10 protein-coding genes and 1 pseudogene are annotated in these 13129 nt (G+C 39.1%); 5 read left to right on the top strand and 6 right to left on the bottom strand.

Features of this window, described 5'->3' with window-relative positions:
- Window positions 1-83: 83 nt before the first annotated feature.
- On the bottom strand, window positions 84-1436 hold the full coding sequence (aroA, locus tag B4U84_RS08580) for a 3-phosphoshikimate 1-carboxyvinyltransferase (RefSeq protein WP_131116977.1): 1353 nt from the start codon (window positions 1434-1436) through the stop codon (window positions 84-86).
- Window positions 1437-2285: 849 nt separating this feature from the next.
- Between aroA and B4U84_RS08585 the strand changes: the two genes are divergently transcribed.
- Window positions 2286-2750 (top strand): hypothetical protein, encoded by a 465-nt coding sequence (locus B4U84_RS08585; protein WP_026082214.1) that lies wholly within the window; start codon window positions 2286-2288, stop codon window positions 2748-2750.
- A gap of 159 nt (window positions 2751-2909) precedes the next feature.
- Here B4U84_RS08585 and B4U84_RS08590 read toward each other — a convergent pair whose 3' ends face one another.
- The 3 genes from B4U84_RS08590 to B4U84_RS08600 all read right to left on the bottom strand — a co-directional run bounded on the left by B4U84_RS08590 (window position 2910) and on the right by B4U84_RS08600 (window position 6188).
- Window positions 2910-3581: a response regulator gene (locus B4U84_RS08590; protein ID WP_017313777.1), complete on the bottom strand. Its 672-nt coding sequence runs from the start codon at window positions 3579-3581 to the stop codon at window positions 2910-2912.
- 153 nt (window positions 3582-3734) lie between these two features.
- Complete coding sequence (gene era / locus B4U84_RS08595) at window positions 3735-4646, bottom strand: GTPase Era (RefSeq protein WP_026082213.1); 912 nt, start codon at window positions 4644-4646, stop codon at window positions 3735-3737.
- Window positions 4647-5060: 414 nt separating this feature from the next.
- Complete coding sequence (locus B4U84_RS08600) at window positions 5061-6188, bottom strand: succinylglutamate desuccinylase/aspartoacylase family protein (RefSeq protein ID WP_026082212.1); 1128 nt, start codon at window positions 6186-6188, stop codon at window positions 5061-5063.
- 453 nt (window positions 6189-6641) lie between these two features.
- Here B4U84_RS08600 and B4U84_RS08605 point away from each other — a divergent pair.
- Window positions 6642-7642: pseudogene (locus tag B4U84_RS08605) on the top strand (S66 peptidase family protein).
- Between the two features lie 12 nt (window positions 7643-7654).
- A complete protein-coding gene (locus B4U84_RS08610) occupies window positions 7655-8458 on the top strand; it encodes an FkbM family methyltransferase (RefSeq protein WP_131116980.1) in 804 nt (267 codons plus the stop codon).
- Between the two features lie 31 nt (window positions 8459-8489).
- Here the strand turns inward: B4U84_RS08610 and B4U84_RS08615 are convergent, their stop codons facing one another.
- Together B4U84_RS08615 and B4U84_RS08620 are read right to left on the bottom strand one after the other, a co-directional pair.
- Window positions 8490-9233, bottom strand: a complete 744-nt coding sequence (locus B4U84_RS08615; RefSeq protein ID WP_131116983.1) for a class I SAM-dependent methyltransferase — start codon at window positions 9231-9233, stop codon at window positions 8490-8492.
- A gap of 40 nt (window positions 9234-9273) precedes the next feature.
- Window positions 9274-10530, bottom strand: a complete 1257-nt coding sequence (locus tag B4U84_RS08620; protein ID WP_131116986.1) for a glycosyltransferase — start codon at window positions 10528-10530, stop codon at window positions 9274-9276.
- 540 nt (window positions 10531-11070) lie between these two features.
- On the opposite strand from B4U84_RS08620, the gene B4U84_RS08625 reads away from it, so the two are divergent.
- Complete coding sequence (locus B4U84_RS08625; RefSeq protein WP_131116989.1) at window positions 11071-11733, top strand: glycosyltransferase family 2 protein; 663 nt, start codon at window positions 11071-11073, stop codon at window positions 11731-11733.
- A 9-nt stretch (window positions 11734-11742) separates the two neighbouring features.
- A complete protein-coding gene (locus tag B4U84_RS08630) occupies window positions 11743-13050 on the top strand; it encodes an ABC transporter substrate-binding protein (RefSeq protein WP_131116992.1) in 1308 nt (435 codons plus the stop codon).
- Window positions 13051-13129 lie beyond the last annotated feature (79 nt).

A 13129-nucleotide genomic window follows, 5' to 3' on the forward strand; every position in this document is an offset into this window, starting at 1 on the left:
CCCCACCTGCCCCTTATCCCCAAAGGGGACCCCTACCTTCCCCAATCCCCGATCCCCGATCCCCGATCCCCGATCCTCAATGACTATTGACTAATGACACTTTGTAGTGTGGGAATAAAATTTGGATAAGAAACACTTGCTGCTTCTGCACGGTGGATCGTAGTTTTACCAGTGGCAACTAAAGCGGCGATCGCTAAACTCATGGCTATGCGATGATCTGTATAGCTATCTAAATCTGTAGCCACTAGGGGAGTACCGCCTGTAATTTCCATGCCATCAGGTAGTTCGGTAACTTTTGCTCCCATTTTATTTAGTTGCTGCGCCATCACAGCAATGCGATCGCTTTCTTTCACCCGTAATTCGGCAGCATCTTTAATTACAGTTGTACCTTCGGCAAATACTGCGGCTACTGCCAAAATTGGAATTTCATCAATTAGCCTGGGTATAATCTCCCCTGCGATCGTACAACTTTCTAGGCGACTGGAACGCACCCGCAAATCCGCGACTGGTTCACCAGCGACTTCCCGTTCATTCAATAATTGAATGTCTGCTCCCATCATGGCTAAAGCTTCTAAAATGCCTGTACGGGTGGGATTAACGCCAACATTCTCAATCACTAAATCTGAATTTGGTACGATCGCCCCAGCTACTAACCAAAAAGCGGCGGAACTGATATCACCAGGGACAATTACTGTTTGTCCGACGAGTTGAGCAGGACCGGTAATCGTGACACTATTAGTTTCTGGGTCAATATCTAATTTTGCTCCAAACGCCCTCAGCATTCGTTCACTATGATCACGGGAAAGGGCTGGTTCTGTGACGGTGGTTTGTCCTTCTGTTAACAAACCTGCTAGCAAAATACAGGATTTGACCTGAGCAGAAGCAATGGGAGAATAATAGTGAATAGGTTTGAGAGCCTGTCCAGAAATTGCCAAGGGTGCTAAAGAATTTCCTTGACGTCCCCAAATTTGCGCCCCCATTTGTTGGAGTGGTTTCACTACACGGGACATAGGACGCGATCGCAAAGAACTATCACCTGTAACAGTAAAAAAGCGTCCTGGATGAGATGCTAATAATCCCAACATTAATCGGATTGTCGTACCCGAATTACCAGCATTTAACACATCTGCTGGTTCTTGCAAATTTCCCAGACCAATACCTGTAACTGTTACTAATTCACTATTCAGCTCAGAAATTTCAGCCCCCATCGCTTGGAAACAGCTAGCGGTGCTACAAGGATCTTCACCCAAAAGTAACCCTTTGATTTGGGTTTGACCTTGAGCGATCGCACCCAACATTAAAGCACGATGAGAAATAGATTTATCTCCTGGAATCTGAATCTCACCTTGTAAAGATAATCCAGAAGCAGGCGGCTGAATGACTAAATTTTGTGAAACGTTTTCTTTAGTTTCTACGGTTATAACAGAAGGTGACATTAGGATAAACTGGCTTGTGACTGTATAGGAAGTTGATAAATAGCAAAAGTGTTAACAGTTATCAGTTTCATTATTGGGTATAAGTTCCCCACCATAAACTTGATAACTGCGGCTGTTACTATTCGCTGATTTAAGCGATTGCTAATAGTTCACCAAATGATTTTTGCCTAGTTTGTAGTGAGGACTTTAGTCCTTCATGAGCGCTTAAGCGCTCACTACGAACCCCGCAAACTGAGTTTGGCAAAGTGCTAGTTACTTCCTCGCTAGTATCCTATCGCTTTCTGTTGTATGAAAATTACTCAAAACAGTTATCAGTTATCAACTAGTGGTCTGTCGCATAAGTTCTGAGGGGTTACGAGGAGACAGATCCCCGACTTTTTTTCAAAAGTCGGGGATCTTGCAGGCCAGCAAAATTAATGGGACAGACCACTAGTAACTGATAAATCTTCACTCGTGACTATTTGTCACTAATCCGACAAAACAGTAATACTTTACCTGTTTATGGGCAGTAGCATTTGAATACTTCAGGAAGTCACGCTTTGCGCTTCTACAACTACTCTCACTTCCTTATAATGTAACCAGCAAGTTCCCCTGAGCTGAACATAGCTCAAGCACAAGTGTGTTTACTTTGATTACAGCACATTGCAACTACGTAAACTATCATTGCTGAAGATAAATTTAGAAAAAGCCTGATGAAGGCTTCATAGATTGGTATCTTACTTGTTTTAAGCCCAATTTGTCCAGCTTATCAAAGCCTAGCTAAATAACATTGAGTTGCTTACCACTAATTGCCGATCGCCTGATTTTTGACTTCGTTTTACTCCTTAGCTTTTAGCCTTTATCGCTCCCATGCTGACACATCACCGCAAGCCCGTGTGCTTATCACTGATTTCTACAGATCTGCCACTTTGGTCTGTTGTTGAAACTGCCGCAACATTGTATCAAAAAGACCGCGATCGCTTTCATTTACTGTTGACAGCACCGACTGTCAATAACAGTAAAGAAGCACTAAGTCCCAGTAGTCCGAGAGTATTATGGCTAGAGATTTCGCCCTACCGAGTAACCATGACTATGCAAGGAAATGCTCAGTTGAGCTATCGGCATTTTTGGGAACGAGGTGTATATGGAATTACTCGCTACTGGTTGCCCAATGAGTCCCTAAAACCACATCAGCCAATTCGCCTACGTAATTTTACCCGTAGCTTAACCCTGAATGGACACCCACTGCCGGAAAATTTACGGCTGGAGTATGAGTTATGGGCAGGAAAAGTCCAATTGGGATGCTACATTCTCAATTTGGAGATACATCATTAAATTTGTTATTGGTTAGTAGGGGCGTAGCATTTGTATTGGTATCTTGAAATCGAGAACTAAATCTCATCGTATAAAAGCTTCGCCCTTATTTCTCTTTGATCACTGATAATTGTACAGACGCGATGAATCGCGTCTGTTGCTGATAACTGAATCACTGATTCAAACTAACCCAGAACGCAAAGCTAGGACTGCTGCTTGTACGCGATCGTCAACCGATAATTTATTCATAATTCCCCGGACATGGGTTTTCACAGTATTGGGACTAAGGTAAAGTTTTTCGGCAATTTCTGGGTTACTATAACCTTCTACTATCAGTTTTAATACTTCTAGTTCGCGTTCAGAAAGGTTAGCAACATTTCCTTTAGGGGAAGGTGGTTTGAGATTTTCGATAACTTGTCTAGCAATTTGAGGATCAAGGTAAGTTGCACCTTCAACAGCTGCTGCGATCGCACTTAAAAGTCGCTCTATCGTTGCTCCTTTGATACAATATGCATCAGCACCACTAGATAATGCAGCAATAATTTCTGTTTCTGTTTTATGAGACGTTAGCATCACCACGTGAGTATTGGGTAATGCAGCTTTAATTTGTTGTGTCGCTGCAATTCCATCTAAACGGGGTAAGCCAATATCCATGACTACCACATCTGGTTTAAGTTTCAGCGCTGCTTGTACACCCAAATAGCCATCTTCAGCTTGTCCGACAATTTCCAATTGGGGATGCGCCATTAGTGACTGTTCTAAACCCAATTGCATCATCGGATCATCTTCAACGATTAAAACCCGCAATGGTTCAGCATCTGGAGACAGATTAATAGAAGTATCAAAATACATTTTTTATCAATTTATCATTTGTCATGTGTCATGTGTCATTTACTAATGACCAATCATTCCGAGCAGGGTACAGAGCAAGCAGATTTCTCTGTGGAATAAATCCAAAATCCTGTTAGAGGTTGACGATTGACCAATGACAAATGACTAATAACTTTATTCTTCCACGCGATATCCCAACTCTGCCAAACGGATACGAGACTGACGCCATTTTGGTTGGACTTTCACAAATAATTCTAAATAAACTTTGCCTGCAATTAACTTTTGAATTTGTTCTCTAGCGTCGCTACCAACAGCTTTCAGCATCGATCCACCTTTCCCAATGAGAATTCCTTTTTGAGAATCACGTTCGACATGAATTGTGGCGAGTACGCGGGTAACATTTGTTGTTTCTTCGACTTTATCTATGGATATCGCCACAGAATGGGGAATTTCTTCACGGGTTAATAGCAAAATTTGTTCTCGAATCAACTCGCCCATAATAAAGCGTTCTGGTTGATCGGTTACTAAATCAGGAGGATAGTAGTAAGGGCCTGGTTCTACATTTTGAATCAGTAATTGCTGTAGTTCGCCCAATCCTGTACCTGTTTTCGCAGAAAATTTTACTGTTTGCCATTGATAACCATTTGCCAATTGGGTGTAACTTTCATCTATATTCAGAGAATCTGCTGTTTGTTGATCGACTTTGTTTAAACCCAAAATTACTGGTGTACTACTGCGACTCAGCAAATCAGCAATGTAGCGATCGCCTGCACCACAAATTGTTGTACCATCGACCACAAATAGCACTACATCCACAGATTCAATCGCGATTTTGGCATTCTGCACCAGTACTTCACCCAATTGATGGTGAGGTTTATGAATTCCTGGTGTATCTACAAAAATTAATTGCGCCTCTTTTGTGGTTAAAATACCCCGCAGTCGATTGCGTGTAGTTTGGGCTACTGGAGAAGTAATGGCTATTTTTTGTCCTACTAATTGATTCATCAACGTAGATTTACCGACATTGGGACGACCGACAATACCGATAAAACCTGATTTGAAACCAGGAGGAGCTTGTGGAATCATTACTTCCCCAACAAAAGAGAAGATGTCATTATTATTACTAGTCACTTGTGACTCCATTTACTCTACGTTTGCAATTAGTAATTTGGTGTGTAGAGACAAAAGAAACATAGAATCACCCTGAAGTTTTTAGCTATTGCCTTTGCTTTAGTTTAATCCACTACTAAATATATTTAACTACCAAATACATTTCACACACCAAATCTCAAAACCTATAGCCCAGTCAATGTTAAGATTCACTAACAAAGCCAAACTAAATAATACCCTAGTTCTAATTACCGATAGAGTAGATATTTATTGATGAACATATACATTTATGTATCTTTGTTGAATTATGTCTAGATATAGCAATAAGTTTAAGAGTTAGAACCCCGACTTCCTAAAGAAGTCGGGGATATTTTTAATGCTATTGCAGTTCTAAATCATTCCCAGTACAAATTCCCCTTCATTCACAGCTTGATTCGTTGCTACATCATATACTAATCCATTTCGCTCAGAGTAAATATCAATTACTTGAGGTAGCTTACCTTCTTTATTGAAACTCAGAATTTGATAAAGCTTCTGTCCAGCTTTAATTTCACTTCCCAATTCTACTCTTGATTGAATCATTCCGCCTGCTGGAGCATAATATTTCTGAATCTGACTTCTGGCTTTAAAAGCCATTTCGTGATTTTCATTATTTGCTAAAGGAAAATCAGCAACTTTTAGCACTCCTTTAGATGCTAAATAATTTTTGATTCCTAAAATTCCCTTAGCTACAGAATCAAGATTCATTTGCATACCCATACCTAACTCCAGTGTCCAGGCTTCTACATCAAACTTGACATCTCTTCCTAGTTGTTTAAAAATTTTTTCTAATGCTAACCAAGGTTTAATAAATGCTTCATCAAAAGCATCACCGTCATATTCATCAAGCACAATCCCAAAATTGAGTAAAAAGTATTTCGCACTATCTTCTCGATTTGGGAAGTAATAAAGGTAATTTAAACCTTGATTGGTAGAACTATGTAAATCAATTAAATAATCAGCATCTAAACTCAGAGATTGTAGTTTGTAGCGAAACCTCTCAGTATAAGGTACACCACTGGGAGAATTAATTTTTTCTAAAAGTTGCGTGAATCTTTGCTGAATTAAGGCAAGATAATTTTGTTTGACGACCTCCCATTTTAAATGAAGTTGAGATTTAGCAAACACAGCTAAATCATCAGCTTCTTTTTCATAATCCCAAAAGATACGATTCCAATCTTTAGCCTCATAAACACAGTATCTACCAGGTGAAAAGTGATGCACACGAGTATTGGTTCCCATCGGATTACAAACAGGAACTAACCAAATTTCTCCTACTAAATCAGTATCATTGAGCGTCAGTAAAAACTCAATTAATTGGTGAATCACTGCATTACCAGCGATTTCTGCACCATGTAAATTAGACTGAATGTAAACTTTTTTGCCGGGGTAAGCACCAATAAATTTATATACTTGTAGTGATAAACCATCACCGGAAGCCATTTGGCGTAAAGGAATTGTAGAAATATTTGGAAGCATCTTGGGGATTGGGGATCGGGGATCGGGGATTGGGGAAGGTAGGGGTCCCCTTTGGGGAACTCGGGGCCCCCACTCCCCTAAGGGAGTGGGGATTAGGGGCGAAGGGGTAACGGGGATTGGGGATACGCTTGCGCGTCTACATTGGTGGTGGATTTTTTTATATCCTTGTTGTTTGATGCTTGGAGTTTGTTGTTTGAAACCTGGAGTTTCTTGTTTCAAGCTAGTCTCTCACCGGAAAATCCCACAACCTTTGCACGAAAATATGACTTCTCCTATACTCGCAATACGGTTCGGTTAAGAATTTTCGTCATGATTTTGGGGTTTTACCAGTACCAGACGCGATTTATCGCGTCTCTACAGGATTTAAACTCTTAACTGTATATTGAAAAATTGGGATGCTCCCCCGCTACACTCCCACACCCAACAATAAACATTAATTTTTGACCTAAACCAATGCAATCTCAAATAATTATTCCACAACCTCTCCAACCTGGCGATTTACTGCGAGTCATCGCACCTAGCGGTGCTTTGCGAGAACTGACGACATTTGAACGGGGAGTAGAAATTTGGCGATCGCGTGGTTATCGAGTAGAAGTAATCCCAGAGATCAATGACAGATGGGGTTATTTAGCTGGGAGGGATGAAAATCGTCGTCATCACCTAGCATCAGCATGGCACGATCCCGAATGTCGTGGTATTCTCTGCGCCAGAGGTGGTTTTGGTAGTACCCGGATTTTGGAAAATTGGAATTGGGAAGATGTAGGAGGACAGGGGGAACAGGGAGAACATGGGGGACAGGGAGACATGGGGGACATGGGGACACGGGAAATATTATTACTCCCCACACTCCCCACACCCCCCACACCCCCACTCCCAAATGGATCATCGGCTTTTCCGACATCACCGCTTTACTCTGGAGTCTTTATAAACTGGGGGTTTCCGGTGTACATGCGCCTTTGTTAACCACCATTGCTGATGAACCAGAATGGTCAATTCAACGCTTATTTGATTGGGTGGAAGGACGTTCCCTTAATGGTTTAAAAGGTTGTGGTTGGGGAGGCGGTGTCGCTAATGGTATCCTGTTACCAGCTAATCTCACTGTTGCTACCCATCTTCTGTGTACACCCATTCAACCAGATTTAGATGGTGTCATCCTAGCTTTTGAGGATGTGACAGAAGCGCCTTACCGTATTGATAGAATGCTGACGCAATGGCGAATGAGTGGTGCTTTGTCTAAGGTTCGTGGGATTGCTTTGGGTAGTTTTACTAACTGTGAAGCACCAGCAGGTGTTCCCAGTTTTAGTGTGGCAGAAGTTTTGCGCGATCGCTTAAATGATTTAGGAATTCCCGTTGTCTCTGATTTACCCTTTGGTCATGAAGCACCAAATGCAGCTTTACCTGTCGGTGTGGAAGTAATTTTGGATGCAGACCAAGGTATGTTAACTATTAAATAATAAATAATAAATATGGATAAAAACTTAATTATAGATGTTGGTGTTCACACAGGTGAGGACACTGAATTTTACCTCAAAAAAGGATTTCGAGTTATTGGTATAGAAGCTAACCCTGATATTTATGAGGGTACAAAGAAAAGACTAGATGCATACATACAAACTGGTCAGCTTATTCTACTCAATTTTGCTATATCATCCCAAAATCAACCAGTTACTTTTTACATCAACTTGGATAGAAGTATTTGGAGTACAACTTCATTAGATTTTGTCAGTCGAAATGATTTTTTGGGGACACGTTCTACTGCTACCACTGTAGAAGGGCGTAAATTTGAAAATATTCTACAGGAGTTTGGTATCCCTTATTATCTGAAAGTTGATATTGAAGGTGCTGATCTATTATGCTTACAGGCTTTACAGAGCTTTGGAACCAAACCTCAGTTTCTATCGATAGAATCTACACAAACATCATGGAATGACCTGTTAGCAGAATTAACACTGTTAAAAGAACTTGGTTATAAAAAATTTAAAGCTATCAACCAAAAAGACGTACCTAAACAAGTTTGTCCTTTTCCAGCCAAAGAAGGTGAATATATCAAACATCGGTTTGAATACGGTAGTAGTGGACTTTTTGGAGAAGAAACACCAGGAAACTGGCTATCTGAAACTGAAGTTATCAAAGTCTACAAACGTATTTTTTTACAATACAGACTTTTGGGAGCAAACGGATTTTTCAACCAATTTTCCTTAGGAAAAATGGTTTTAAATGAACTACAACTTAAACTCCCTTGGTACGATACTCATGCTCGTTTGATTTGACATGAAAAAAAATCAGCGGATTTTTTTGAAGTTAATTCCATTTTCTATAACAACGCGCAAAGGTGTCATAAGGTTGAAAAATTTCCACAAAATTGCTCTGAAGAGTGCGGAAAAAAGCATCTACTAGCTGAGGATCATCTAAGTGAAACGGATGGTCTTGATTGAAACCTTTAAAGAACAACCAATTGAGAATCATCTTACCTTCAGATGTCAGAATTTGATCAAACTTTAGTAACTGCTGACTAGGGTCTGGTAAATGTTCTAAAACATCAAAGCAAAGAATAGTTTCAAAAGTTTCATTCTCAGGTATTTCTGAAAAAAAGCGAATTTTGTCACTTAGTTCCAATTGAGCAGTCCGATAACGCACGAAATCAATATTTATCGGATTAATATCACAATAAATTACTTCTGTAACTTGAGGACAACAAGCAGCACCAATTGCATGAGTTCCAATTCCACCTCCAAAATCCAACACCTTACCTTGAGCATGATCTGCAATTAACCGTAGCATATTACCAAGACGTTCATGAATTGATAAATGCCATGCTCCTAAATCAAATAAATAAAGCTCTTTAACTTTATCCTGATAAAAAGCCGTTGCTTGTTCCCAGTCAAAATCTTTATGACCTAAAGCAGCCATTTGTTGCTGACCAGCTGCTAATTTAGTCTCCAGAGTTTCTGCATCTATATGCAAAAAATCTTTGAGATGCTGTTTTAAGCTAAATGAATCTTGCCAATAACGATTTAAAAAAGGTAAAACAGGTTGTTGAATCATAACTTTTAATAACGGGATATGCTGTCGCCTAAGTTTAAGATTAAGATACTGCCTGTTCAATAATATCAACAGCACGAGTCACTCCTCCTGCTTGCTTCATTGCAGTTTGTAACCTCATAGCATTTTGTTGGTAAGATTTCTGTGTCAACACTTCTTGAATAGCCTGACGCAATCTCGCAGTAGTCAAACTAGAAGGAGAAATAAATCTCCCTACACCAGTCCAAGCAATACGCGCTGCTACTCCTGGTTGGTCATTAGTAATAGGAATAGTCACTAAAGGTACACCGTAATACAGAGATTCAAACACCGTATTGGTTCCTGCATGGCAAATAGTTAAACTAGCTTTTTGTAGGAGTTCTAGTTGTGGTGCATATTTAACAACTAAAGGTTTTCCTGGTAAGTTTGGTAATGCTTCTGGTTCTAATCCACCACCAAGAGAAATCACTAGTTGAACATCTAACCCCACACACGCTTCTGCAATTTTGTAAAAAATATGATTGAGGCGATTTTGTAATGTCCCCATTGAAGCATAAATTAGAGGTTGACCATTCAATTTTTCAAAAGGAAAATCAATAGGTTTTCTACCTGTATGGTCAAAGTGGGGACCTGTAAAGTGAACTAACCCAGCTAATTTAGGTCTTGGATATTCCAACTCTGTGATTTGCTGACTTACTATTGCTAACTTTGAGACGGAGTAAAAATCATTAACATTAGAACAAGCAGGTAACTTCCATTGACGACGATATTCTGAAATTACTTCCCGAATTGATTTTGAAAAACTCAGCATCAATGCATAAGCAGCACGATTACGTAACCGTCCCCACCAAGTTGGATTATATTTCCAAGTTGTAAAAACTGGAGGAATAGAATCATCAAAACCGTTCAACAATGCAGAACAAGCTGTCACAAACGGAATATTTATAAAATCTGCAACAGTACTTCCTCCAAATATGCATTCATCAATTATTAAAGCTTCTACCCCAGCTTCTTGAATAACTTGTGGTGCGTCTCGCAAAAATAAACCCGTTATTTTTTCAGATAAACTAGTTGTATAGCGCAATGCTGTTATACCGTTGAGTTTTCCCAACTGCTCATAAAATTTAGCTGTTGTACCTACAGGAAACTCAGAACCTGATATGGCGCGAAATTCTAAACTCGCAGCTTGAGCATAAGTTTCCGCATCCGGCATACCAAGAACAGTAACACGATGACCACGCCTTTTTAGTTCACGCCCTAAAGCAGTCATGGTATTAAGATGTCCAGTTGCAGTAGGGCAAATAGTACCAAAATGAATCATACTAAATATTAGTCATTGGCATTATTATTATGTAATTAAACTCTGTATTATGTAAACAATATCATTTTGTATAAAAATATCTATAATCTGATATATTTATTTTCAGACTATGATTGTCTAACCAATCAAAAGGATATTTTCAAAGTTAGGAAAAGTAATTTTTGTGATTTTGTAGACGCTTCTACGGCTTACGCAGGCTGCACAAAGAGATAACTAAAAGAGTTTAAGGTTTCAGACACATAGTGAGATACCTTATTTCTCTACCTTATGGAAAGTGTTCTCAGGTCTAAATTGCAAACCTCTTGGAAAATCTTACAAAACCCTGTTAAAATAACATCTCTTATATCTGAGATGTGATAAGTTGATGTGCGCTTAGATTAAATATTCTTGCGTTAGCACTGTCGAGGGTCAAGAGTCCAAAGTCCTAGCTAGTCTTTGACTCTGGACTCTTGACTTTTGACAACCTGATCGTAAAATATACAATTTAAATGCATAACAGCTTATTACAATTATTAGTAAAATTAATAGTCATAGCCAAAAATGAGTAGTGTAATTTTTGATCCAACTCCTGAAATATCAGTAATTGTCTGTACCTATAATAGAGAAAAATATTTAAATCATTGTATTGATAGTGTTATTACTCAAACTTTTCAAGATTGGGAACTGATTATAGTTGATGATGGTAGTCAGGATAACTCTTTTGCAATTGTCAACAATTATCTGCAACAATTTAATAATATTCGTTATCTAAAACATAAAAACAAAAAACAGTGTTACGCTAAAAACGCTGGAATTCAAGCATCTTTCGGGCGATATATTACATTCATAGATAGTGATGATGGTTACAAAAAAAACCATTTAGAATCACGTTTAGAATATATGAAATCCAACCCAGAAGTGGACTTAATTGAAGGAGGTTTTGCAACTGAAGAAGAGATTTTCGTAGTTGATTATTATCAACCGGATAAATTAATTAACATACAAGATTGCGTTTTGGGTCCAACATTCTTTGGTAAAAGACAAGTCTTTTTTGAGTTGGGAGGATTTCGTCATTTTACTTATGGAGAGGATACTGATTTATGGGAAAGGGCAGAAAAAATCTTTAGAACTCGAAAAATTACAGAACCAAAAACTTATATTTATACTAGAGCAGAAACTAGTGTATCTAAGAATTTTTTAGAAAATATTTCCTCGTCTGGCTAACTGTTTGGTATGAATAACATTATTTTCCTATCTCATATCAAAAAACTTTTTCACCAATTAACCAGCTATACTAGGCAAGCTCTCGTTTTGGGAGCTATCCTGAGTTTTTGTCTAATATTAACTAGCTGTCAGAAACCAGCACCTCAAGACACCGGAGTCATTCATCTGACATTATGGCAGTCAATCAATCCGCCGACAAATCGGGATGTTTTTCAAAAGCTGGTAAATAAATTTAATCAGACTCATACTGATATTCAAGTCGAATCTGTCTATGCAGAGGGATTACCAAAAGTATTAACAGCAGTTGTGGGTAATGTACCTCCAGATATTTTGACATTTTACCCCCAAGTTACAGGTCAGTTTGTAGAATTAGGAGCGATTCAACCTTTAGATGAATGGCTGGAAAAATCACCTATAAAATCTGAAGTTTTCCCCAGTTTATTTGAAGAATTGCGCTTAAATAATCAAACTTGGTCAATCCCTTTATATACGAGCAATATGGGGATTTTTTATCGAGCAGATTTATTTAAAGCTGCGGGAATAACTGAACTACCAAAGACTTGGGAAGAGTTACGCCAAGTTGCGAAAAAATTAACTATAGATCGTAATGGTGACAAACGCCCCGAACAATACGGAATGTTATTACCCTTGGGAAAGCAAGAATGGACTGTATTTAGTTGGTTTCCCTTTTTATTAGGTGCGCGGGGAGAGATTGTCAAAGATAATCAACCAGATTTGCTGAACAAAGGAGCGATCGCAGCCTTACAATTTTGGCAAGATTTAATGAAAGATGGTTCAGCAAAACTATCCGCACCAGAACGAGGTTATGAGGAAGATAATTTTATCGCTGGTAAAGTGGCGATGCAAATTACTGGTCCTTGGACTTATATTATGAAGTCTGATGTCGATTTTGATGTATTTCCCATACCTGGGGAAGTTGAACAAGCTACAGTCACAGGTACGGGGAATATGTTTGTGATGAAAACTACGCCAGAAAGAGAGCAAGCAGCATTCAAGTTTTTAGAATACGTTTTGAGTGAAGAATTTCAAACTGAGTGGAGTATTGGCACAGGTTTTTTACCAGTAAACATTAAATCTGCTCAAAGTCAAGCTTTTCAAGAATTTGTCAGCCAAAAACCAGTGCTAAAAATGTTTTTAGAGCAAGTGTCTGTAGCACGCGCTCGACCGATTATTGCTGGTTATAGCCGTATTTCTGATAGTTTAGGGAGAGCCATTGAGGCTACTTTATTGGGTGAGTCTCCTGAAAAAGCTCTCAAAACTGCTCAAGAACGTTTAGATATGATTTGGGGGAAGTAGGGGATCGGGGATCGGGGATCGGGGGTAAGGGATCGGGGATTGGGGATCGGGAACAAGACAAGGGAGACAAGGGAGACAA

The sequence above is a fragment of the Westiellopsis prolifica IICB1 genome (assembly GCF_004323185.1).
In the GTDB taxonomy this organism is placed as follows: domain Bacteria; phylum Cyanobacteriota; class Cyanobacteriia; order Cyanobacteriales; family Nostocaceae; genus Pelatocladus; species Pelatocladus prolificus_A.

Bases quoted from the DNA above. Each gene is read 5' to 3' on its own strand.
- aroA (WP_131116977.1), bottom strand. From the start codon at position 1,436: ATGTCACCTTCTGTTATAACCGTAGAAACTAAAGAAAACGTTTCACAA.
- B4U84_RS08585 (WP_026082214.1), top strand. From the start codon at position 2,286: ATGCTGACACATCACCGCAAGCCCGTGTGCTTATCACTGATTTCTACA.
- B4U84_RS08590 (WP_017313777.1), bottom strand. From the start codon at position 3,581: ATGTATTTTGATACTTCTATTAATCTGTCTCCAGATGCTGAACCATTG.
- era (WP_026082213.1), bottom strand. From the start codon at position 4,646: ATGATTCCACAAGCTCCTCCTGGTTTCAAATCAGGTTTTATCGGTATT.
- B4U84_RS08600 (WP_026082212.1), bottom strand. From the start codon at position 6,188: ATGCTTCCAAATATTTCTACAATTCCTTTACGCCAAATGGCTTCCGGT.
- B4U84_RS08610 (WP_131116980.1), top strand. From the start codon at position 7,655: ATGGATAAAAACTTAATTATAGATGTTGGTGTTCACACAGGTGAGGAC.
- B4U84_RS08615 (WP_131116983.1), bottom strand. From the start codon at position 9,233: ATGATTCAACAACCTGTTTTACCTTTTTTAAATCGTTATTGGCAAGAT.
- B4U84_RS08620 (WP_131116986.1), bottom strand. From the start codon at position 10,530: ATGATTCATTTTGGTACTATTTGCCCTACTGCAACTGGACATCTTAAT.
- B4U84_RS08625 (WP_131116989.1), top strand. From the start codon at position 11,071: ATGAGTAGTGTAATTTTTGATCCAACTCCTGAAATATCAGTAATTGTC.
- B4U84_RS08630 (WP_131116992.1), top strand. From the start codon at position 11,743: ATGAATAACATTATTTTCCTATCTCATATCAAAAAACTTTTTCACCAA.